We start from the raw sequence: 22,981 nt of genomic DNA, 5'->3' as shown, positions 1-22,981 counted from the left end.
CACTATGAAAAAAAGAGTTATAATTATCATGGCAATACTGCTCCAGATTGGGGCAATAAGTCAACTAAAAGCGCAGATAGACCCGCATTTTTCGCAATATTATGCATATCCATTATACTTGAACCCTGCATTAACCGGCGTAATAAATGGTGATACCCGTGTAAACGCGAACTTTAAAAACCAATATGCAACCATCAACAATGCATATCAAACCGGTGCCGTATCTGTTGACTTCAGGCCGACAGAGAAACTTAGTGTAGGTTTTAATGTGCTAAACCAGGCTGCCGGCGATGTAGGTTACAATTACTTTTCGGCTTACGGATCCCTGGGCTACGCCATTGCGGTATCAAATGATGGTTATAAAAAGGTAAGTTTTGGCGTGCAGGCTGGTGTTATTAACCGCAGCTTTGATCCCTCAAAAGCGCAGTTTGGCAGCCAGTTTAATCCCAGCAGCGGTTTTGATCCAACCTTGCCAAGCAATGAAAATTTTTTAAATACAAACGCTACTGTTTTTGATGCAGGTGCCGGTGTGTTTTACTATGACGGCGATCCTTTACATAATGCCAATTTATTTGGTGGTGTAAGCTTAGCGCACCTTGCCCGGTCAAAAGACCCGTTTGCGGTTGATGGCAGCAGCAGTAAATTACCTATACGCTATACTATACATGCAGGGGTACGCATAAAAGCGTCTGAATATTTTGACGTGATTCCCCACGCCATTTATATCAGACAGCAAAAAGCCCAGGAAAAAGCGGTGGGAGCTTATTCTGAACTAAAACTACAGGAAGATAAAGGGTTAATATTTGGGGGCATGTACCGTTTTAAAGATGCCGCAATTGCCAATATTGGCTATCATGTTAACAGCCTTATTATAGGTGCCAGTTATGATTTCAATACTTCATCACTTACCAAGGCCACATCGGGCAATGGAGGTATTGAACTATCAATAAGTTATGTATTTCGTAAACATATACAGGAACCGGAAGCAATTTGCCCAAGGCTTTAAACTTTTATCAACATGAAGAAAATATTTTTTACAATACTTATACTGATCGTATTTAAAGGGGTTAATGCCCAGTATAGTAAGGACAATCCAAAAGTTTACGGCGACAAAGCATTTACCAATAAGGACTATTACGAAGCCGCCTTTTATTATAAAAGGGCTGCTGATGGATTGAGCCTTACCACCCTGCAGACTATACCTTATCATGCGGGCGAAAAAGCTAATAAAAAGCCTGCGAAGAAGGAAGACCGGGCGTATTTATGCTATCAGCTGGCAGAATCATACCGCTTGTACGAGAATTACCAGGAAGCCGAAGGCTGGTACTACAAAGTGATCACTGAAAATTACGAAGCGCAATATCCTTTAGCCCGGCTTTGGTATGGTGTGTGCCTGCGGGCCAATCAGCATTTTGATGATGCCATAAAGCAACTGGAACAGTTTAATGCAAATTATAAAGGCGAAAGTAAGTATGGCGATATAGCACGAAAGGAAATAAAGAACTGCCGGTTTGCTAAAGAGCAATATCTGTATCCATTGTTAATTGATGTAGCAAAACTAAAGGATCCTTATGCATCTGATGGGTCAGACTATGCACTGATCCAGCATGATGGAAATAGCTATTTTACTTCATCGAGGTTTGTTAAAAATGATAAGAAACACTTGAACAGGATATACGCACTGACCAAGGATAAACCGGGCGCGGCTACTGTTATAGATCTTAAAGGCAGCGAGGGCAAAAATGAACTGGAATACGGAACCCCATCATTAAATGAAACGGGTAAAAGGATGTATTTTACCCGTTGGTATAAACAGGGAAGTAAAACGGTACATGCCATTTATTACAGCGATTTGAATGATAAAGAATGGTCGGCACCCAAAAAAATGAATGGTAATGTGAATGCCGATGGTTTTAACTCCATACAGCCATTTGTAACGGCCGATGGTTTACGCCTGTTTTTTGCCTCAAATAAACCAGGCGGACAAGGTGGCGATGATATTTGGGTAAGTTATCTTGATTTTAATGGCGACGCTGTTAATTCAACCAATTTAGGAAGTACCATTAATACCTCATTTGATGAGGAGGCTCCATATTATGATCAGCCAAACAAAAAACTGATATATAGTTCAAAAGGATTTATTGGTTTGGGTGGATTTGACTTTTTTGAAAGCTTTAGCAAGTTAGATAAATGGAGCGAGCCAAAAAATATGGGTTATCCTATGAACTCGGCAAAGGATGATCTTTACTATTTGCCCAACCATGATAATGCTAATAAATTTTATGTAAGCTCTGACCGTGAATCAGACTGTTGCCTGGGCTTGTTCGAGGTAGTTGATAAAAGGCATATCCTGTCGGGCCTTGTAATTGATTGCGACACGCATAAACCGCTGGAAGGCGCCAAAGTAAGCTTTATTGATACGCTTACAAAAGATACCATAAAACAAATGGTGGTTAATAAAACAGGACGTTATGCTTTTGATGTGACAACCAAACGCCCGTATAGCCTTAGACTTGAAAGAGGCTGTTATTTTGCAAAAAATGTTCCGGTAACTGCTTCGGGCACCATGCGCAACGATACTTTATATAACCCTGACATCTGTTTGCAGGCCTATACCCCTGATAAGCCAATTGTTATTAAAAACATATTGTATGATTTTAATAAGGCTACGCTGAGACCGGCATCAAAGCTTGTTTTAGATACGTTGATCATTGTACTAAAAGATAATCCTACAATAAAAGTTGAATTAGGCGCGCACACAGATTCAATAGGTTCAGATAAGTATAACGATAAACTGTCGCAAGCGAGGGCTCAATCATGCGTTGATTATATCATACTAAAGGGCATCGACAAAAGCCGTATATACGCTAAAGGCTATGGAAAAAGAAAGCCGGTAGCGCCAAATTCGCTCCCTAATGGAAAAGACAACCCAGCGGGGCGTCAACTAAACAGGCGTACGGAGTTTAAAGTATTAAAGGATGAGGTAACACCTTGTAAATAAAAATTGCAATACATACGATATGAATTCCGTGACAAGCAATCTGCATGGGCTGCCAAGCAGGTACCTATCAGTTATATTATTATTAGCTACCGGTATGTGTACCTATGGGCTTATGAACTTAAGTAGTGTGGCATTTAGGGTACCAAACTACAGGCCCGACATTGAACAATCAGACAAACTGGTTATTGGCTTATTTAATGTCATTATTGGTATAGTCGCTATTTGTACGGTAGTATTAATTACTAAATGATTAGTTGAATTATAGAATATTAATAGTGTAAAGGATTTTAAAATAAGGTTATGATGAAGCAGGATACATTATCAGTAAGCAGACCGTTACTCAAGACCAAAGGTTTTTCAACATTGCATTTACAAATATTTGAATATATACTGATTGGTAAAACCAACCGGGAAATAAACAGGATGCTTGGATATACTGAGCGGTCGCACGCGGTGGTTGACCATTCGCGCAAAGTGATGAATAAGTTGCTGGCAATGGAAGATCTTCATAGAGCAGATTTTACGGAAAGGGTCATATATCCGCGTAAATTTCAGTTTTGGTGGAAAAAAATACTAAATAAACATAAAACCGAACTACAATTAATGGCCATAGCGCCTAAGTTTTATAAATAGCGTATTACGCCATAAAGTGTAGTTAGCTGATTTGGATTTATAGAAAAGCAATGAGTACATGATGGATGGGTGTTAAAACAACAATAATCAAGTAGTCTCTAATTACTTATATATACCTGTAAAAATATATTTTTCATAAAAGGAGCGAAAAATTAACAAAATGACCAGCGGTTTACGATAACACTTTGATTTTTAACAGGGTATTATATTGATAATTCATATTTATTTTATATCCGTTGTTGTATTATTTATACAGTAGGGATAGTGCCACCATCTATAACATACTCAGTACCACTCAGGTACGCGGCCCGGTCTGATGCCAGGAAAGCCACCAGCTCGGCCACTTCTTCGGGCATTGCAGGGCGCCCCATGGGGATTCCACCAAAAGAATCCATTAAACGTTTTAAGGCGGTTTCATAATTAGTGCCCGCGCTTTCGGCCATGTTTTTAATAAAGGTTTCGGCCGCTTCGGTTTGTATAAAACCAGGCGAAACGGTTAACACGCGCACCCCTTTTTGTGAAACCTCATTTGATAGCCCTTTACTGTAATTGGTTAAAGCAGCTTTGGCAGCCGCATAAGGCAGCGTTGAATCGTAAAGCGGCAGCGACCGCTGAATAGAAGATATATGGATAATTACACCTGAACCCTGGGCTATCATGGCGGGTAATAATCCCCTGTCTAACCGTACGGCTGCAAATAAGTTGGTATTAATGGCTGTATCCCAGTCGTCGTCAGTAAGAACGCTGAAGCCGCCATTGGGTGCGGTGGAGCCACCTGCATTATTGATCAGGATATCCACACCGCCAAAGCTTTTTAATAGCTCATGAATAACCTTATCGGCTCCCCCGCGGGTACTGATATCAGCCTGTATGAACCGGATTGTTGCGTGCTGATCTGCAGGGATGCTACGGGCTGTTGTAATAACCGTCGCCCCCGCTTTTGCCAGCCGCTCGGCAATGGCTTTGCCGGTGCCTTTGGTGCCACCTGTAACCAGCACCCGCTTATCTGAAAACTCCTGATCGTTTATTTCAATATTGTTTTTCATAGTCGTATTTGTTTTATGCTGAATTGCAATCACAAAATTCGTTCAGGTTAATTGGCCCCACAATAAGGGAATAAGGATTCAGATAGGGATAAATTTATCCCTATGGTCCATTTAAACGGAATGCCCTACCTTTGTTTTATGTACGAAAAAAAGATCCCGATTGATCAGTATTGCGGCCTCGACCTGATAAGGGAAGTGCTATATGGCAAATGGAAGATTCACCTGATATATTACATATCAAAAGGTAAAAAGCGGCCAAGCGAATTGCATCGCGAAATACCGGAGGCAACGCGCCGGGTATTGAATATGCAGCTGCATCAACTGGAGGAGCACGAGATCGTTACTAAAAAAATTTACCCTCAACTGCCGCCCAAAGTTGAGTATAGCCTTACCGCATTTGGCGAAAGCCTGTTGCCGGTAATAGCGCTCATGGGCGAATGGGGTGATACCAACCGCGATCAACTGCAAAAAATGATCAGCAAAACCCATCCGGAACTGATACAAACAGAGGCTAAAGTAAGATCAATCAGCAGATGAGCAGTTTATTAAAGGATATTTATTCTGTTGGGTTTTACGACAAGTTTGCTACTGTGCTTTTGGAAGTTATCCCAACATTTAGCAAGCAACGTTTTATGACGCTTACCTTTACCGATGAGTTTGAAAACATGGCATTAAAGGCGCGGATGCGACATAACGCCACCGTGCTGCATGAGTTTATGCCTGCGGATTTCCCAGCTGCCGTAACTGTTATGGAGAAACTCATCACCCGCCTGCGCAAACAGCAGTTTGGTGAAGATAGCCTGGCCATGATGTTTTTACCTGACTATATAGAGGTGTACGGTCTGGATCATTTTGAGCATTCGGTTAAAGCGCTGGAGTTTGTTACCCAGTTTGTAAGTTGCGAATTCGCGGTAAGGCCATTTTTGTTGAAGTATGGTGATAAGATGATAACGCAGATGCAGGCATGGGCATTACACGAAAATTATAAGGTAAGGCGTTTTGCAAGCGAGGGGAGCCGGCCACGACTACCCTGGGCCATGGCCATACCCGCACTTAAAAAAGATCCTTCGCCTGTATTGGTTATTTTAGAGAGACTGAAAAATGATCCGTCTGAATGGGTAAGAAGGAGCGTGGCCAATAATCTGAACGATATTTCAAAAGATCATCCGGCAGTAATGATGACCATTGCCCGCAGTTGGCAGGGCATAAGTAAAGAAACAGATGCTATTATTAAACACGGTTGCCGCACCCTGTTAAAAAAAGGTCATGCCGAAGTATTGGATCATTATGGTTTAGAGAGTAAAAACGTAACCATGAACGGTTTTGAGGTTTTAACACCCAATGTTAAAATAGGGGATGGCCTGGAGTTTGCTTTTTCGGTGAGCAATGATCATTCGGCAGCACAAACAGTTAGGCTGGAGTATGGCGTTTATTATAACAAAGCCAACGGGCAGCTGGCAAAAAAAGTGTTTAAAATAAGCGAAAGGATTTACCAACCAGGCGAAAAGGCGGATATCAACAGGAAACAATCATTTAAACTGATCACCACCCGTAAATTTTATAGCGGCAAACATCAGCTTTCGATAATCATTAATGGAGAGGAAAAGGAAGTAAAAACCTTTAATATATTTGACTGATATTTTTTGTTGGTGTAGAGTTTATAGTTATGATCAATCCGCTTATTGATTTTTTGAGGCTTTTGAGGTATATCTCAGCAGAGGATGAAGCAATAATTGCCACTTATTTTGAGCACAGGTTTTTTAAAGAAGGCGATTTTTTGTTTAGCGGCCACCGGGTTTGCACCGAGCTATTTTTTGTATGCAAAGGTGTGCTGCGTATTGTAACCAACAACGACAAAGGCATTGATATTACGCACTTTTTTTACAAAGAAAACCAGATATGTACCATACTGCAAAGCTTTAATGACGCAACGCCAACCGATCCGGGTATACAAGCTGCCTGCGATGCCGAGGTATTGGTGATCACTAAAAGTAAACTGTTAGCGTTATATGAGCGGTTGCCTTACATGAAGGAGATCATTGATAAAATAAATCAGCAGCACCTGATTGAAAAGGTGCGGGTAAGGAATAGCTACCTGGGCGAGGATGCCGAAAATCAATATAAGCTGTTTATTATGCAGCAACCTGATATTGCCCTGCGCGTGCCTTTGAAAGATATAGCCAGCTACCTGGGCATAACCCCTCAATCCCTTAGCCGCATCCGTAAAAATATTAGCCGGGATTATTAATCTATCGCCCTGAACATGATATAGGCATCCACATAACCCAGTTGCTGGTGATTAAATCCATTAGGGATAGTGCCGATGATGCTGAACCCCAATTTTTCCCAAAGCTTTACCGCGGTTGTATTGGTACTTACCACAAAGTTAAATTGTATGCCTTTGTAACCCATTTCTTTAGCTATAAGTAAAGAGTGTTCACACAATTGCTTTCCTAATCCCCTGCCCCGGGTTTCGGGATGTACCATGTAACCACAGTTAGCAATATGGGCACCTAAGCCAACCTGGTTAGGTTTAATAAAATAGGTGCCCAGTATTTTATGATCTTCTTCGGCAACGTAAACGTTCATGGTTGGTGCAAACCAAAGTTTGGACAGGTCTTCTTGAGGTGTATGGGGATCAAAAGCATAGGTATCGCCTGATTTTATAACTTTTTCAAAAATTTCCCAAACGCCGTCAAGGTCGTTTGTTGTAGCTGCTCTGATGATCATGTATTATAATATGCTGTTTTTAATATAGCTGGCAAATATACCTATCCATATTTAAACCAGTACGGTACCTCCATCAACTATAATATTCTGGCCGGTTCCAAACTGTTGTTTCATGAGGTATAAAAATGTTTCTGCAACATCCTCAGCCTCGCCTACACGTTTAACCAATAAAGAGTCGCTGATGGATTTGTATAAACCATCGCGATCGGCTTCAGACATACTGTTCCACAGGTTGGTTTTGATCACGCCTGGTACTACACTATTTACTCTTATTGGAGCCAATTCAACGGCCATTGCTCTTACAAAGCCCTCCATAGCACCACAAATACTTGATGCCACAGACCAGCCTGCTCCGGGGCGGGCGCTTGCTGTGCCGCTGGTTAAAGAAATGGAGCCTCCCTGGTTTATGTGCGGTGCGCCATATTTAACGGCAGCAAAGGCACTCCAATAACGGAGGTTAAAAAAGGTACGTGCCGTTTCTATATCTGTATCAGCAATGGTTTTCAGGTTTAAGTTTTCACCGGCGGTATATAACAAGTGGTCGAATGAACCGATCTGATCAAAGAAATTTTTGATGTTTTTTTCTTCGCTCAAATCTACCGCGTAACCTTCGCTGCCTTGTGGCAATTCTTTCAGGGCATTGTCAATACGTTGTTGATTGCTTGATACGATAACAATTTTTGCGCCCTCGGCTGCCGCTGCTTTCGCGGTAGCCAGGCCAAGGCCCGAACTGGCACCCAATAATATTACTCTTTTACCTGCTAATGATCTGTTATTACTTTGATTGTTCATGATATATTTTTCTTTTGATGACAAAGTTCTGGACATTGGGCCCGCATCCACTTACCAAATGGTAAAAACGAATTTTGATGAATTATTTTTTTGGCAGGAAAAAGTGAAAAAACAGCGATTTTTTTGTTGTATAACCGGGAAAAATATTTTACATTATAAATATACCATCCGGTATTTTTATAATTACTTTTGCCCCAAATTTATTTAACAGTTTTAAGCTATGTTAAAAAGAGTAGTGGTAACAGGCCTGGGCGCGCTAACGCCACTGGGCAATAAAGTGAAGGATTTTTGGGAAAATGTAGTAGCAGGCAAAAGCGGCGCTGCAAGAATAACCCATTTTGATCCCTCTTTATTCAGGACACAGTTTGCCTGTGAGCTAAAAGACTTTAATGCTGCTGATTTTCTTGACAGGGCAGATCTGAAACGGACCGATCCTTTTACCCAATACGCGCTCGTAGCATCTGATGAGGCGATCAAAGATTCGGGGTTTGAATTTAATACCATGGATCCATTTGATGTGGGTGTAATATGGGGTTCGGGCCAGGGCGGTATGGAAACTTTTGAAGAGCAGGTAACCGGTTATGTACAGGGCGATGGGCATCCGCGGTTCAGTCCGTTTTTTGTGCCAAAACTCATTACCAATATGGCTTCGGGGATGATCTCTATCCGTAATGGTTATATGGGCATCAACTATACAACTGTTTCGGCATGTGCCACATCAAACACAGCTATTATGGATGCTTTTAATTATATCCGTTTGGGCAAAGCAAAAATTATTATCACCGGCGGTTCAGAAGCGCCTATAACGCCGGCTTCCTTCGGCGGGTTTAGTTCTATGAAAGCCATGTCGGCCCGTAACGATGATCCGCAGGGAGCTTCGCGTCCTTTTGATGTGAACAGGGATGGTTTTGTGATGGGCGAGGGCGCAGGCGCTTTGGTATTGGAAGAATATGAACATGCTGTAAAAAGGGGAGCCTTTATTTATGGCGAAGTGAGGGGCGCGGCCATGACAGCCGATGCCTACCACATGACTTCTACCCATCCCGAAGGTTTGGGTGCGGCAAAAGGCATGCAACTGGCCTTGCAGGAAGCCGGCGCTGCTATTACCGATGTTGATTATTTAAACATGCATGCCACATCCACCCATGTTGGTGATCTTTCTGAACTGAAGGCTATATTAGCATTAACTAAAGGAGAAAAAAACAAGATCCAGATTGGCGCTACTAAATCAATGACCGGGCATTTACTGGGTGCAGCGGGAGCTATTGAAGCTATTATCAGTTTGCTTGCCATGCGTGACAGTATTATTCCACCTACTATCAATACTACCACTTTAGACCCAGCCGTACCCCATAGCCTGAACATTGTTTTAAATGAGGCCATTGATTACCAGGTTAATTTAACCATGAGTAACACCTTTGGCTTTGGCGGGCATAACGGTATTGTGGTTTTTGGGAAGGTGTAAATTATCTTGTGTCACCCATAACTTAAGACTTACGAAGTTTTTAAAACTTCGCAAGTCTGTTCTTAAAATAAATCCCTATTTACTTATCTGCTTAATCACGGCAATAATATCTTCATCGCCATGTTCAGCTTCAGCTTCCTGGAAGGTTTGGTAAGCTGCTTGTGCCAGCGGGGAGTTTAATCCTTCGGCTTTGGCCAGGCGTAAATCTTTGGCAATATGTTTTAAGGCAAATGCGGCCTGATAATTATCATTCAAAATAGCATCTCCTTTTATTTTTGCAAAAACGTTGCTCATGGCACCATTATTAATAATGGTGAGCATATCTTCGGTTTTAATATTATTTTGCTGTGCAAACAGTACTGTTTCGGCCAAGCCTTGCGCATGAAAACCCAATAGGGTATTAATAGCCAGCTTCGCGCTGTTACCCGCACCTGTATCGCCTACAAGTAAGGCCAGCTTGCCCAGTACTTCAAACAGGGGCTTTACCTGCTCAAAGGTTTCCGGTAAGCCACCAACCATGATCACCAGCTGGCCATCCTGGGCTTGTTTCACACTGCCTGATACTGGAGCGTCTAAATAATCGTTACCCTGTTCCCTGCATAAAGCAGCCATTTGTTTGCTGATGCTTGGCGATACGGTACTCATGTTAATAATGATCTTGCCGGAAGTTTTTGCACTGAGCAACCCGGTATCACCATTAAAGATTTCGCGAATGGCTTCATCATTGGAAACCATGATGAAAACAATATCAGTTTGCTGTATCAATTCATTTGGCGAGGATGCTATAGCAGCTCCCGTCGCTTTTAACGATGCTTCCTTTTCTTTATTCCGATTATAAACAGTTACAGGGTATCCTGCTTTTATTAATTGTTGCGACATCGGGATACCCATGTTGCCAAGACCTATCCATCCTATCTTTTTTGTATTCATAGTTGATGTGTTATTTAATTTTTGTGTTGTGCAAAGTTTCACAAACAGTTTGGCAGTATGCTTAACAAATGGTAAAATCTTCTTTACCATTTGTCATTTTCTTGCAGTCTATATAGGTATAAACAAAAATAGCGGTGAGTTGATACTCACCGCTATTTTTGTTTATTAAATGTATGGACGGGATCTTACAAACCAAAAGCTTGTTTTACCTTATCAACATAATCCAGTTTTTCCCAGGTAAACAATTCAACTTCGCGTTTAAGCTCGCTGCCATCATGGGCAATAAATGATTTTGTTACCACTTCACTTGGCTTACCAAAATGGCCGTATGCCGCGGTTTCGCTGTAAATAGGGTTGCGCAGTTTAAAACGGKTTTCAATAGCGTATGGGGTCATGTTAAAGATTTCTTCTACCTTTTTAGCTATCTCGCCATCGTGTAAATTAACTTTAGCAGAATTATAAGTGTTTACATAAATACCCATAGGTTGTGCCACGCCAATAGCGTATGACACCTGTACCAAAACCTCATCGCAAACGCCGGCAGCAACCAGGTTTTTAGCAATGTGACGGGTAGCATATGCAGCAGAACGGTCAACCTTCGAAGGATCTTTACCAGAGAAAGCGCCACCGCCGTGAGCACCTTTACCACCATAAGTATCCACAATTATTTTGCGGCCGGTTAAGCCGGTATCGCCATGTGGCCCACCTATAACAAATTTGCCGGTTGGGTTAATATGATATTTGATCTGATCGTTAAAAAAGTGGGCGTATTTTGGATATTTTGCCTTAACACGGGGTACCAGAATGCTGATAATATCCGAGCTGATTTTGGCCAACATGGCTTCTTCTTCATCAAAATCATCGTGCTGAGTAGATATTACGATGGCATCAATGCGTTGCGGCTGGTTATCATCGCTGTACTCCAGTGTTACCTGCGATTTTGCATCTGGCCTCAGGTATTTGATCTCGCTGTTTTCGCGACGAATGGCAGCAAGCTCTATCAATAAAGCATGAGCAATATCCAATGCCAGCGGCATATAGTTTTCTGTTTCGGCGGTAGCATAGCCAAACATCATCCCCTGGTCTCCAGCGCCCTGTTCTTCAGGGGCTTTACGTTCAACACCCTGGTTAATATCAGGTGATTGCTCGTGAATAGCTGATAGCACACTGCATGAGCTGCCGTCAAACATATACTCGCCTTTGGTATAACCAATTTTGTTGATCACCTCGCGGGCGATTTTTTGTACGTCTAAATAGGCTTTTGACTTTACCTCGCCGGCTAAAAACACCTGCCCGGTTGTTACCAGGGTTTCGCAGGCAACTTTTGAATTAGGGTCAAATGCTAAAAAATGATCAATAAGCGCGTCTGATATCTGGTCAGCAACTTTATCCGGATGTCCTTCTGATACGGATTCTGAGGTAAATAAATATGGCATATAATTTTTTTTATATTTTATTTAACTAATGTAAAAAAAGAAGTGGGTTTGAAACGGATCGTAGTAAAAAGAAGCATTGGTTTTAGCACTTTTTTACGTGGTTGCAATCCAGCCTGGTAAATTCAAGGCAATTAAATCAGTCCACTTTCGGCTGGCAAAAATAAAACAAATTTCACAAAGCCGAAAATAGATTTACTTTTGATGGCTGAAATAATACATATAATTGAAACGTAAAGCGTTATTTATAATAAACCCTATATCGGGCGGCAAGAAAAAGGACGGTGTACCTGAGCTGATAGATCAAAACCTTGATAAAGGTGTATTTGATTCCACGATTGTTTTTAGCGATGGCATATCGCATGCACGTATCATTGCATCGGAGGCAGTGAATAAGTATGATGTAGTGATAGCTGTAGGCGGCGATGGTACTGTAAATGAAATAGCATCGGCCATTGTGGGGAGCAATACAGCCTTGGGCGTGGTTCCTTATGGATCAGGCAATGGGTTGGCGCGGTTTTTAGGCATTCCCATGAACCCGCAACACGCCATAAAAACATTGAGTACCGGCCGGGTTGAAAATATTGATTCGGCCACGGTGAACGGACAGCCATTTTTTAATATGGCGGGTATGGGTTTTGATGCCCACATCAGCGAGGTTTTTTCACATGGCAAAAAGCGTGGCTTTGTATCCTATATAAAATCATCAATGCAGGAAATAGCAACCTATAATGAGCAGGAATACCATATTGAAGTTGATGGAAAGGTTTATAACCGTAAGGCCTTTATGTTAAGTATTGCCAATTCATCGCAATATGGCAACAATGCGCATATATCACCGCGGGCATCGGTGCAGGATGGCTTACTTGATGTTTGTGTGATCAGGAAGTTCCCGTTATGGCGCTTTCCTGAAATGGGTATCAGGATGTTAACCAAAACAGCCGAAGGCACCAGCTATGTTGAAATTATACGCGGCAAGCAAATTAATGTAACCCGTCAAATGGATGGGCCTATACATCTTGATGGTGAGCCCCAGATAATGGGTACAGCTATACATATTAATATAGTACCAAATTCGTTAAAGGTTATTGTGGGCCAATCCTATAAAAACTGATATTATGGCTAAGAAGAATTTTACAGGCGTAGTTTATTCAACTGATCCCGATTTTAAATACCAGGAAAATGCGGGTCAAGCCTCGCAAACACTGCCTCCGCAGCAGCAAAACTTTAAAATTTATTTAGATCGCAAAGGCGGGGGCAAACTGGTTACGCGTATTACCGGTTTTATAGGTACAGATGCAGATCTGGAACTTATTGGCAAAAAGCTTAAAACAAAATGTGGTGTTGGCGGCTCGGTAAAAGACGGCGAAATATTGATACAGGGCGATTTTAGGGATAAAATTTTAATTCTGCTGCAAACAGACGGTTATAAGGCAAAAAAGGCGGGCGGATAATATTTAGTGTTACCCAGGCGTTTAAAGCCACATTAAGTGGCGGCTAAGCGTACAATGTACACTAAAACAAAAATCATGTACTACTGTTGTATAGCACCGCAGGGATTATAAACACTGTATAAAACGTTATTGTAACAGATTAATAACATAATTTTTATTGGGGATTGCTTGATAATCTAAAAAAAAATGGTTTTCATTGCAAATAATTGTCGTGGAAACACACAATATTTATGCTTTGTAACGTTATTTATGACCAATTGGTTACAAAATGTAATTTGGTATTAAAAAATTGTAAAGAATAACATAAAAGATTTTTTTATTTCATTAAAATTCTATTTTTGTTATTCGCTAATTAAAAGCACATTTAACAAACTTATAATATAAACAAAAACTAAAACTAAAATTTAAAAGTAATGGCAAACGCACCAACAAAACCAACTACTCCTATTAACAAAGAAAGCTCAAGTGCATCGGGCATGTTTGCTTCTTTAACTATTCCAATCTGTCTGATTGTAGCAATCTTAATTTATATTTTCATTCTTGGCGATCCAAGCCACTTTAAAGGTGGTGACGTAGTAAACGGTTATCCTGCAGATATTTTCGGAACAGTTCATAAAGGTGGAGTGATTGTACCTTTGATCATGTCGTTTTTATTAATGGTTATCGTTTTCTCTATCGAGCGTTTTGTAGTAATTGGTAAAGCATCAGGTACAGGCAGCGTTGACGCATTTGTTAGAAAGATCCAATCTCAGCTTAATGCAGGTAATATTGCTGGAGCATCTGCAGAGTGCGATAAACAAAAAGGCTCAGTTGCAAACGTTATTAAATCAGCTTTGAAAAAATACGGCGAAATGGAAGCTGAACCAAATTTAGATGTTGACCAAAAAACTTTGGCTATCCAAAAAGATATTGAAGAAGCAACTGCATTGGAAATGCCAATGTTAGAGCAAAACTTAACTATCATCGCTACATTAGTATCCATCGGTACATTAACCGGTCTGTTAGGTACGGTTGTGGGTATGATTGGTGCGTTCTCTTCATTAGCAACTGCTGGTGTGCCTAACCAGGTTGAGCTTTCTTCACACATTTCTGAAGCTTTGATTAACACAGCATTAGGTATTAGTACTTCAGCAATTTCAATTATCATGTACAATGTGTTTACATCAAAAATTGATAAGCTGACTTACGCTATTGACGAAACTGGATTTAGCATTGTGCAAACATTTGCTGCATCACATAAAAATGCCAACAGATAAATATATAAGTGCTTAGTTTTTCGTCCCTGTATACACAAGGAGAACAGGGCATGGATAGTTAATAATAACACTATATATATTAAAAAATTTAAATATGTCAAGGATAAAAGTCCCAAGAAAGAGTACAGCGATTGACATGACCGCCATGTGCGACGTGGCTTTCCTTTTGCTTACTTTCTTTATATTAACTGCAAAAGTAAAAACCGAAGATCCGGTTCCTATCGATGTACCAAAGTCTTCGATACAGCAACCAGTGCCCGAGTCTGATTTTGCTACAATATCTGTAGGTTCTCAGAAGGCATTTTTTGGAGTTGAGGGAACAGATATACGTAAGCAAACCTTAACTCAAATGGGCGAAATTTATAAAACTACATTTACGCGCGAGGAATTGAATAGGTTTTCAACCATTACAGCATTTGGTGTTCCGTTTAGCCAGATAAAGCAGTTTATCGCTTTATCCTCTGAGCAGCAAAAAAAGCTTAACCAGCCCGGTATCCCAAGAGATTCTGTAAGCAATGAGTTATCTAACTGGATCCGGGAGGCTCGTAAAGCTACTGTAGCATTGCATAATACCCAGTTGCGAATAGCCATAAAAGGCGACAGTAAAGAAGAATACCCGGTTATTAAGGATGTTATTGGTATTTTGCAAAAGCAAAAAGTCAACAAGTTTAGTTTAATAACAGATCTTGGCGGCGGCGGTGGCGCTGCTCCTAAAAAATAAAGAATCATGGCAGAATTAGACACCTCCGGGGGAGGCAAAAAAAAGGGCGGGAAGGTACGGAGTAAAAAAGCTTCGACCCGTGTAGATTTAACCGCAATGGTTGATTTAGCTTTCTTATTGATCACATTCTTTATCATGACAACAACACTGGCTAAGTCAAAAGCTATGGACCTTGTAATGCCTGATAAGGATGATAAAACAAAGGACCAGTTAGCAGTTAAAGCTTCGTCATCACTAACGTTACTGTTGGGCAGCGATGATAAACTGGAGTGGTATCTTGGTGAGGCTGGTAAATCAGCCCCTACTATTGATAACTACGGAAAAGATGGTTTGCGTAAAACACTTGTTGAAAAAGGCAAGGATATTATGACATCTACCGGTAAACCCATGATAGTTTTGATAAAGCCAAGTATTAAGTCAACGTATAAAAACGTAGTTGCAGCACTTGATGAAATGAATATCACCATGGTACAAAGCTACGCTATAGTTGATATCACGCCAGCGGAAATTGCTTTATTACAGAAAGACGGTTTGTACAACGATAAGAAATAATATTTTTCGCAAAATAGCGTTATTAATCACCATTAAATCCTAAAAGATGTTCGGATCGAAATTAGACATATTAAAACAGGAATGGATCGACGTTGTTTTTAGTAGCCGGAACAAAGCCTATGGGGCTTATGAACTAAGAAGAGATAACTCAAAAAATACAGTAAAGGCACTTGTTATAGCCATTGTACTATTTGTGTTTATTATCTCTTTGCCTACTATCATCAACAAGATAAAGGGACTTATCCCTAAGCCAGACCAAAAAGTGAAGATAACAGACGTAGTGCTGTTACCTCCGCCACCGGTGGATCAAACTAAAAAACCACCACCACCGCCACCTGAACCACCAAAACCAAAGGTTGACCAGGTACGTTTCCCTCCTCCGGTTGTAAAACCAGATAATGAGGTTAAGGAAAAAGAACCACCAACCGTAAAGGAACTGCAGGTTGCTGACCCTGGGCAAAAAGACCAGAAAGGTGATCCGAATGCCGACATCAGAATTGATGAGCCAGTAGGTAACTCAGATATTAAACAAGTAGTTGAGGCTGATCCTAACCAGATCTTTACCTCGGTTGAGCAGGTTCCGGAGTTTCCGGGAGGTTTGGATAAGTTTGGTGCTTACTTAGGTAAAGCTATCAGATATCCGGCTGTTGCACGTGAAAACGGAACACAAGGACGTGTAATTGTTACCTTCGTTGTGGAAAGAGACGGCTCTTTAACTGATATCAAAGTTACAAGAGGTATCGGTAGCGGTTGCGATGAAGAAGCAGTACGTGTATTGAAAAATTCACCAAAATGGAAACCTGGTATACAAAACGGTCGCCCGGTTCGTGTACAATACAGCGTTCCAATTAGCTTTACATTAGCAAGCGATAATTAGGATAATGCCATTTAATTTTAATAAAGAACAAAAATCGCCCAAAAAGCGGTTTTTGTTTATTTTAGGCACTGTCACCTTTGTTTGTTTTGTCGTTTTGGGCATTATGATCGCATTTTGGGAGCAGTTGCCTATACAGTTACCAAAATACCAGCGATATCTATTTGGAGCATTTGTTATTGCTTACTCCATTCTGCGGTTTTCCAGATTGTTCAAGAAAGATCAGTATGAAGATTAATTTAAATAGTAAATTCTTATTTATTTCGTTGCTTTTACTTGTTGGCTTGCAAGCCTGCAAGCAAAAAGCCACAAAATTTTCTACGGATAATAATTTTAAATCGGGTACCGCCACTTTTGTAGCTGATGATTCGTTTTCACCGATAATTAGCCAGGAACTTTATATTTATAAAAGCTTAAACCCTGCGGCTAATCCAACTATTCTGTACAAAACAGAGGCTGAGGTTGTAAATATGCTCATTAATGATAGTGTACGCGTAGCCATACTTTCCCGGGAGTTGGATACAGCAGAACATTCTGCCCTAACCAAAAGGCAGTTAGTTGTTGAATCTGTACGGTTTGCAACCGATGCTGTAGCGCTTATAGTGAACACTGCTTCAAATGATACACTAATTACTGTTAATGAGTTAAAAAAACTACTTAACGGTCAGGGAAACTTGAGTAGAACTATCGTTTTTGACAATCCTAATTCAAGTTTGGTAAGATATTTGAAGGACTTTGCTGGAAGCAAAGGATTTACACAAAAAAATATTTATGCCCTTAAGTCAAATAAAGAAGTTATTAAATATGTAAGTGAGCATCCGGATGCATTGGGGATAACCGGTTTTAGCTGGTTAAATGATCCGGATAAAGATTATGCTGATTATGTGGATAAAGTTAAAGTTGTTGGTGTTAAAGATGAAGCTAACAAGGAATATCCTAATACATATTTTAAACCTTCGCAGGAATCACTTGTCTTAAAACAGTATCCGCTGAGCCGGGGATTGTTTATGATTAATTGTTCAAGCAAGGTAGGGTTGGCAACAGGCTTTGCTACGTTTTTAGCCAGCTCAACAGGACAACGTATAATTTTAAAATCGGGCCTGTTACCCGATTCAATACCCACGAGGGAGATTAGTTTAAAAAATAAATTTGATTAAAACATGAAAATGATCAGTAAAATAGCCACGGCATCATTAGGACTGGTATTAGTAGGTTCATCAGTTTTCGCGCAGAGTCTCGCTGACGCCAAAAAAGCTATTGACGCGGAACAGTATCAGAAAGCCAAATCGATGCTTAAAAACCTTACGGCTACACAAGCAGACAAGGACGAGAATTTCTTTTATTTGGGATGGGTGTATATTAAACAAGACTATACCGATTCTGCAAAAACTGCCTTTAATAAGGGTATAGCTGTAAATGCAAAATCTGCATTAAACTATGCAGGTTTAGGAGCAGTTGCCCGTTTAGATAAAGATAACGCCGGCGCAACAAACAATTTTAACCAGGCCACTACACTGGCTGGTAAAAATTCCAAACCTTATGTATATGTAGGGCAGGCTTATTTATTACCAATAACAGCTGACGGGAAAGTTTCTCCGGCAGATGCTAACGCAGCCATAAGCGTTTTAACCAAAGGTAAAACAGTAAATCCTAAAGATGCTGACTTACTTATTGCATTAGGTAATGCTTACCGTTCGCAATTAAAGAGTAATGAGGCTTACCAAAACTACTCTGATGCAACAGCAGCCGACCCTAAAAATCCGGGTGCTAAAGTTGCTACAGGTGTATTGTGGAGATTTGCTAACAACTTTGAAGATTCTGAAAAACAATTTCAGGACGCTTTAGCAATTGATCCTAATTACGGACCAGCTTATCGTGAATGGGCCGAAACAGACCTGCGTTGGTCAATGAACGATCCTAAAATGGCTTCTGCTAAAATAAAGGCAGCATTAGATGAGTATAAAAAATACTTGAGCCTAACAGATCTGTCAATTGAGTCAAGAATGCGTTATTGCGACTTCCTGATCCTTGCCGGTGATTATAAAACCCTGCAGCAGGAAGCAACCGCGTTATCACAATCAGCAGGTAATAACGCCCGTGTATATCGTTATTTAGCTTATTCGGCTTATGAAAATAAGGATTATCCTGCAGGTTTAACAGCCATGAACACCTGGTTCCAAAAAGCAGATCCAAAACGTATTATTCCTCGTGATTATCTGTACATGGGCCGTTTACAAGTTAAATCAGGTCAGGATTCTGCAGGTATCAATACTTTAAGGAAAGCCTTAACGCTTGATACTACACAGGCTGATGTTTATGGTGAAATTGCTTCAAGCTTATATGCTCAAAAGAAATATGCCGAAGCTGGTGATGCTTATAAAGTATACATATCTAAATCGCATACCGCAACATTAAATGATTATTTAAAAGAAGGTGTAAGTTATTACAACGCTTTTAAATTGCAATACTATAGTACTGCTAACCCAAAACCAGTAGCTGATACTACTTTATTGGTAAAAGCAGATTCAGCATTTAGCTACATACAGCATAAGGCATCAGCGCCACTTGCTGCGGTAGCGCTTTATCAGGCCAGGGCTAATGATTTAAAAGAGCCAAGCAGGAATACTACCAATGGATATGCTAAACCATACTATGAACAGTATATCACGTTGTTAATTGCAAAACAGCCAGTTGCTGATGCAGATAAACCTTACCTTGCTGAAGCTTATGTTTACTTAGCAACTTACTATGAGTTCAAGGAAAAGGATGACGCTAAGGCCGCTGAAAACTACACTAAAGCACGTGAAGCCGACCCAACCAATAAACAGGTGTTAGCTTACTTTGCCCGTAAAGGTGGTGCAGGTAAAAGCAAATAATAAAAATTATTAAACAGATTAAGGCCTCTTGAAAAAGAGGCCTTTTTTATTATAGTTGCATTAGTATATTTGCATCATGGAATTACAAAGTTTACCGGTTAATTATTTGCCCATCATATTTCAAATGCTGGTGGCTATAGGGTTTGTGGTAACCACTATGTTTGTAACGCATAAAATTGGTCCTAAGCGTGTTACCCTTGATAAATTGACTCCTTTTGAGTCAGGTATTGAGGTTGTAGGTAATGCCCGTACACCAATGTCTATCAAATATTTCCTGGTAGCCATATTGTTTGTGCTCTTTGATGTAGAGGTGATATTCATGTATCCCTGGGCTGTTAATTTCAGGGAGATGGGTAAAGATGGCATGATTGAAATGTTCATATTTATGGGCACACTTTTATTAGGTTTTGTATACGTAATAAAAAAGGGTGCTTTAGATTGGGACTAAGTTTAGATTGATTCTAAATATGCCCTCTGCATACTCATAGTGTACATTTTACATCGTTATTATTGTAAATTTGTACTCGCTATCCGTCTTTTTTGGAATAGTAAAATTTCTATTAAAATAGTGCAATGAGTGATATTCAAATAGTTGATGCCCCTGCAGGAATAGAAGGCGCTGGATTTTTTGCTACCTCGCTTGATAAAGTAATAGGTATAGCACGCTCAAATTCATTGTGGCCCCTGCCATTTGCTACTTCATGCTGCGGCATTGAATTCATGGCAACTATGGCATCTCATTATGACCTGTCAAGATTTGGTGCCGAGCGTTTAAGCTTCTCACCCCGCCAGGCCGATCTTTTGATGGTTATGGGCACCATCGCCAAAAAAATGGCTCCTGTATTAAGACAGGTATATCTGCAAATGGCCGAGCCCCGCTGGGTTATGGCCGTAGGCGCATGTGCATCAAGTGGTGGTATATTTGATACTTACTCTGTTTTACAGGGTATAGATGAAGTAATACCGGTTGACGTTTATGTGCCCGGATGCCCGCCACGCCCCGAAGCTATTATTGATGGCTTTATTAATATTCAAAAATTGGTACAAACAGAATCGCTTCGACGCAGAAATGAGCCTAAGTACCAGGAATTGTTAGCTAAATATGGAATTCAATAATGGCCCAGATACCCAACGAAGAGCTTTTAAAAAGAATTGGCGAAAAGTTTGACCAGCAGGTAACCTTAGTAGGTGAGCCATATGGTTTGCTTACTGTAGAAACCGGTCGCGAACAGATCATTGACCTGTTAACCTTTTTAAAGACCGACGCTGCTCTTCAATTTATATTTTTAACAGATATTACCGCTATACATTATCCTGAACAGGAAAAGCAAATTGGCATTATTTATCACTTGCATAGCCTTACAACAAATACCCGCATCAGGATAAAGGTTTTTTTAACCGATGGCGATGTGCATATCCCTACTGCTACTGTGCTATGGGATGGCGCTAACTGGATGGAACGCGAAACGTATGACTTTTTCGGAGTTATATTTGATGGCCACCCTGATCTGCGCCGTATATTAAATGTCGACGATATGACGGCTTTCCCGATGCGAAAAGAGTTTCCGCTGGAAGACCCTAACCGCGTTGATAAAAAGGACTACTTCTTCGGAAGATAACATATATAGAATTTAGTATCAAGTAGTTAGTATCAAGTATCAAGATTTTTGAAGTGCCCAAACGGTACATGGCAATAGTCTTGATACTTGATACTAACTACCTGATACTGATTAAACAATTATACTGATGCAAAATCATCCTGTATATACAGACAACGATCCGCAAAGCGAGCTTTCAACCCTTAACCTGGGCCCAACTCACCCTGCAACCCATGGTGTGTTTCAAAATGTGCTGCAGTTAGATGGCGAAAGAATAGTTAGCGGCGTATCAACCATTGGTTATATACACCGTGCGTTTGAAAAAATTGCCGAACACAGGCCCTTTTACCAGATCACCCCACTTACAGACCGTTTAAACTACTGTTCATCGCCTATCAATAATATGGGCTGGCACATGACAGTAGAAAAACTGCTGGGCATCACCATGCCAAAAAGGGTTGATTACCTGCGCGTGATTATCATGGAACTTGCCCGTATCTCTGATCACATCATCTGTAACGGTGTATTGGGTGTTGATACCGGTGCGTTTACAGGGTTCCTGTATATGATGGAACACCGCGAATCCATTTACGAAATTTACGAGGAGATCTGCGGATCGCGCCTTACTACCAATATTGGCCGTATAGGAGGTTTTGAACGTAACTTTAACGCTATTGCATTTAATAAGCTGCGTGCGTTCCTGAAAAACTTCCCTGTTACGCTAAGAGAATTTGAATCGCTGTTTAACCGTAACCGCATTTTTGTTGACCGCACTAAAGATGTGGCCGCCGTTACTGCCGAAACCGCGTTAAGCTATAGCTGGACAGGCCCTTTACTGCGTGCTGCTGGTGTTGACTATGATGTAAGGGCCATGAACCCGTATTCGTCATACGAAGATTTTGATTTTGAAGTGCCTGTTGGCACCAACGGTGATGTTTACAGTCGCTTTTTGGTAMGTAACGAAGAGATGTGGCAAAGTTTGCGCATTATTGAGCAGGCCCTGGTGAAACTGGAAAAAGAGCCAACAGATATTTTTCATGCCGATGTGCCTGAGTTTTACTTGCCTCCGAAAGAAGAAGTTTATAATAACATGGAAGCCCTCATCTATCACTTTAAAATTGTGATGGGCGAGATACCAACCCCTAATACCGAAGTATATCACTCGGTTGAGGGAGCTAATGGTGAACTGGGTTTTTATTTGGTGAACGATGGCGGGCGCAGCCCATACCGCTTGCATTTCCGCAGGCCAAGCTTTATCAATTACCAGATGTATGCCCCAATGAGCCAGGGTATGTTATTATCTGACGCGATTATTAACATGAGTAGTTTAAACGTTATAGCCGGAGAATTAGATGCTTAGAGTGGATGATGCTCAGGTGCCGGTTGATTTTTCGCCGGAACTGATCAGTAAATTTGATGATGTAGTTAGCCGTTATCCGCAGGGAAAACAAAAATCAGGGCTGCTGCCTATACTGCATTTTGTACAGGCCGAGTTTGGCTGGTTAAGCGTACCTGCAATGGATAAGGTAGCGGCATATTTGGATATACTGCCTATCGAGGTTTATGAAGTGGCTTCATTTTATACCATGTACTTTTTACGCCCGCAGGGTAAATATGTAC

General features: G+C 40.8%; 27 protein-coding genes. 22 read left to right on the top strand and 5 right to left on the bottom strand.

Translation table 11 applies throughout. The annotated features are described in order from the left end of the window. The first annotated feature begins 4 nt into the window (after positions 1-4). The 4 genes from AC1DRQ_RS17755 to AC1DRQ_RS17740 are packed head-to-tail and all read left to right on the top strand — an operon-like array spanning position 5 to position 3,634. A complete protein-coding gene (locus AC1DRQ_RS17755; RefSeq protein ID WP_477425985.1) occupies positions 5-1,006 on the top strand; it encodes a PorP/SprF family type IX secretion system membrane protein in 1,002 nt (333 codons plus the stop codon). A 12-nt stretch (positions 1,007-1,018) separates the two neighbouring features. After that, positions 1,019-3,001: an OmpA family protein gene (locus tag AC1DRQ_RS17750; protein ID WP_477425983.1), complete on the top strand. Its 1,983-nt coding sequence runs from the start codon at positions 1,019-1,021 to the stop codon at positions 2,999-3,001. A 19-nt stretch (positions 3,002-3,020) separates the two neighbouring features. Then, complete coding sequence (locus AC1DRQ_RS17745) at positions 3,021-3,251, top strand: hypothetical protein (RefSeq protein ID WP_477425981.1); 231 nt, start codon at positions 3,021-3,023, stop codon at positions 3,249-3,251. Between the two features lie 50 nt (positions 3,252-3,301). Beyond that, positions 3,302-3,634, top strand: a complete 333-nt coding sequence (locus AC1DRQ_RS17740) for a hypothetical protein (RefSeq protein WP_429399904.1) — start codon at positions 3,302-3,304, stop codon at positions 3,632-3,634. A 248-nt stretch (positions 3,635-3,882) separates the two neighbouring features. Here the strand turns inward: AC1DRQ_RS17740 and AC1DRQ_RS17735 are convergent, their stop codons facing one another. After that, positions 3,883-4,680, bottom strand: a complete 798-nt coding sequence (locus AC1DRQ_RS17735; protein WP_477425979.1) for an SDR family oxidoreductase — start codon at positions 4,678-4,680, stop codon at positions 3,883-3,885. Between the two features lie 102 nt (positions 4,681-4,782). Between AC1DRQ_RS17735 and AC1DRQ_RS17730 the strand changes: the two genes are divergently transcribed. The 3 genes from AC1DRQ_RS17730 to AC1DRQ_RS17720 are packed head-to-tail and all read left to right on the top strand — an operon-like array spanning position 4,783 to position 6,928. Continuing rightward, positions 4,783-5,217, top strand: a complete 435-nt coding sequence (locus AC1DRQ_RS17730) for a winged helix-turn-helix transcriptional regulator (RefSeq protein ID WP_477425977.1) — start codon at positions 4,783-4,785, stop codon at positions 5,215-5,217. Beyond that, positions 5,214-6,317: a DNA alkylation repair protein gene (locus AC1DRQ_RS17725; RefSeq protein ID WP_477425975.1), complete on the top strand. Its 1,104-nt coding sequence runs from the start codon at positions 5,214-5,216 to the stop codon at positions 6,315-6,317. Before AC1DRQ_RS17730 ends, AC1DRQ_RS17725 begins: the two co-directional genes overlap by 4 nt. 29 nt (positions 6,318-6,346) lie before the next feature. Further along, complete coding sequence (locus AC1DRQ_RS17720; protein WP_477425974.1) at positions 6,347-6,928, top strand: Crp/Fnr family transcriptional regulator; 582 nt, start codon at positions 6,347-6,349, stop codon at positions 6,926-6,928. On the opposite strand, the gene AC1DRQ_RS17715 is transcribed toward AC1DRQ_RS17720, so the two are convergent. Then, positions 6,925-7,410 carry an N-acetyltransferase family protein gene (locus AC1DRQ_RS17715; protein WP_477425972.1) on the bottom strand — a complete coding sequence of 162 codons (486 nt, stop codon included), beginning with the start codon at positions 7,408-7,410 and terminating at the stop codon, positions 6,925-6,927. The two genes, AC1DRQ_RS17720 and AC1DRQ_RS17715, sit on opposite strands and share 4 nt — an antisense overlap. Positions 7,411-7,461: 51 nt before the next feature. Beyond that, a complete protein-coding gene (locus tag AC1DRQ_RS17710; RefSeq protein WP_477425970.1) occupies positions 7,462-8,202 on the bottom strand; it encodes an SDR family oxidoreductase in 741 nt (246 codons plus the stop codon). A gap of 220 nt (positions 8,203-8,422) precedes the next feature. On the opposite strand from AC1DRQ_RS17710, the gene fabF reads away from it, so the two are divergent. Beyond that, entirely contained in the window at positions 8,423-9,667 is a 1,245-nt protein-coding gene (gene fabF / locus AC1DRQ_RS17705; protein WP_477425968.1) for a beta-ketoacyl-ACP synthase II, read from the top strand. Between the two features lie 75 nt (positions 9,668-9,742). Here the strand turns inward: fabF and AC1DRQ_RS17700 are convergent, their stop codons facing one another. Then, a complete protein-coding gene (locus AC1DRQ_RS17700; protein WP_477425967.1) occupies positions 9,743-10,687 on the bottom strand; it encodes an NAD(P)-dependent oxidoreductase in 945 nt (314 codons plus the stop codon). Positions 10,688-10,782: 95 nt separating this feature from the next. Beyond that, positions 10,783-12,033 (bottom strand): methionine adenosyltransferase, encoded by a 1,251-nt coding sequence (gene metK, locus AC1DRQ_RS17695; protein WP_477425966.1) that lies wholly within the window; start codon positions 12,031-12,033, stop codon positions 10,783-10,785. Positions 12,034-12,256: 223 nt separating this feature from the next. Between metK and AC1DRQ_RS17690 the strand changes: the two genes are divergently transcribed. The 14 genes from AC1DRQ_RS17690 to AC1DRQ_RS17625 all read left to right on the top strand — a co-directional run. Next, positions 12,257-13,144 (top strand): diacylglycerol/lipid kinase family protein, encoded by an 888-nt coding sequence (locus AC1DRQ_RS17690; RefSeq protein ID WP_429399913.1) that lies wholly within the window; start codon positions 12,257-12,259, stop codon positions 13,142-13,144. A 4-nt stretch (positions 13,145-13,148) separates the two neighbouring features. After that, positions 13,149-13,484: a translation initiation factor gene (locus AC1DRQ_RS17685; protein WP_429399914.1), complete on the top strand. Its 336-nt coding sequence runs from the start codon at positions 13,149-13,151 to the stop codon at positions 13,482-13,484. Between the two features lie 413 nt (positions 13,485-13,897). Next, the gene (locus AC1DRQ_RS17680) at positions 13,898-14,740 is read left to right on the top strand and encodes a MotA/TolQ/ExbB proton channel family protein (RefSeq protein WP_429399915.1); all 843 of its coding nucleotides are present in this window, start codon (positions 13,898-13,900) and stop codon (positions 14,738-14,740) included. A gap of 94 nt (positions 14,741-14,834) precedes the next feature. Next, complete coding sequence (locus AC1DRQ_RS17675; protein WP_429399916.1) at positions 14,835-15,461, top strand: ExbD/TolR family protein; 627 nt, start codon at positions 14,835-14,837, stop codon at positions 15,459-15,461. A 6-nt stretch (positions 15,462-15,467) separates the two neighbouring features. Further along, on the top strand, positions 15,468-16,013 hold the full coding sequence (locus AC1DRQ_RS17670) for a biopolymer transporter ExbD (protein ID WP_477425965.1): 546 nt from the start codon (positions 15,468-15,470) through the stop codon (positions 16,011-16,013). Between the two features lie 46 nt (positions 16,014-16,059). Then, on the top strand, positions 16,060-16,890 hold the full coding sequence (locus AC1DRQ_RS17665) for an energy transducer TonB (protein WP_477425964.1): 831 nt from the start codon (positions 16,060-16,062) through the stop codon (positions 16,888-16,890). A 4-nt stretch (positions 16,891-16,894) separates the two neighbouring features. Continuing rightward, positions 16,895-17,125: a hypothetical protein gene (locus tag AC1DRQ_RS17660; protein WP_477425962.1), complete on the top strand. Its 231-nt coding sequence runs from the start codon at positions 16,895-16,897 to the stop codon at positions 17,123-17,125. Then, the gene (locus tag AC1DRQ_RS17655) at positions 17,115-18,044 is read left to right on the top strand and encodes a PstS family phosphate ABC transporter substrate-binding protein (RefSeq protein ID WP_429399919.1); all 930 of its coding nucleotides are present in this window, start codon (positions 17,115-17,117) and stop codon (positions 18,042-18,044) included. The genes AC1DRQ_RS17660 and AC1DRQ_RS17655 overlap by 11 nt, the downstream gene beginning before the upstream one ends. Positions 18,045-18,053: 9 nt before the next feature. Beyond that, positions 18,054-19,763 (top strand): tetratricopeptide repeat protein, encoded by a 1,710-nt coding sequence (locus AC1DRQ_RS17650; protein ID WP_477425959.1) that lies wholly within the window; start codon positions 18,054-18,056, stop codon positions 19,761-19,763. 76 nt (positions 19,764-19,839) lie between these two features. Next, positions 19,840-20,211 (top strand): NADH-quinone oxidoreductase subunit A, encoded by a 372-nt coding sequence (locus AC1DRQ_RS17645; RefSeq protein WP_477425957.1) that lies wholly within the window; start codon positions 19,840-19,842, stop codon positions 20,209-20,211. A gap of 125 nt (positions 20,212-20,336) precedes the next feature. Continuing rightward, the gene (locus AC1DRQ_RS17640; RefSeq protein ID WP_183566843.1) at positions 20,337-20,879 is read left to right on the top strand and encodes an NADH-quinone oxidoreductase subunit B; all 543 of its coding nucleotides are present in this window, start codon (positions 20,337-20,339) and stop codon (positions 20,877-20,879) included. Further along, a complete protein-coding gene (locus AC1DRQ_RS17635; RefSeq protein WP_477425955.1) occupies positions 20,879-21,382 on the top strand; it encodes an NADH-quinone oxidoreductase subunit C in 504 nt (167 codons plus the stop codon). The genes AC1DRQ_RS17640 and AC1DRQ_RS17635 overlap by 1 nt, the downstream gene beginning before the upstream one ends. A 127-nt stretch (positions 21,383-21,509) precedes the next feature. After that, entirely contained in the window at positions 21,510-22,721 is a 1,212-nt protein-coding gene (locus AC1DRQ_RS17630) for an NADH-quinone oxidoreductase subunit D (RefSeq protein WP_477425953.1), read from the top strand. Beyond that, positions 22,714-22,981, top strand: a 268-nt coding sequence (locus AC1DRQ_RS17625; RefSeq protein ID WP_477425951.1) for an NADH-quinone oxidoreductase subunit NuoE family protein, incomplete at its 3' end; no start/stop codon positions are given. The genes AC1DRQ_RS17630 and AC1DRQ_RS17625, both read left to right, overlap by 8 nt.

The organism is Mucilaginibacter sp. P4_E8 (assembly GCF_056401495.1).
This window is presented reverse-complemented; position numbering and strand designations above follow the sequence as displayed.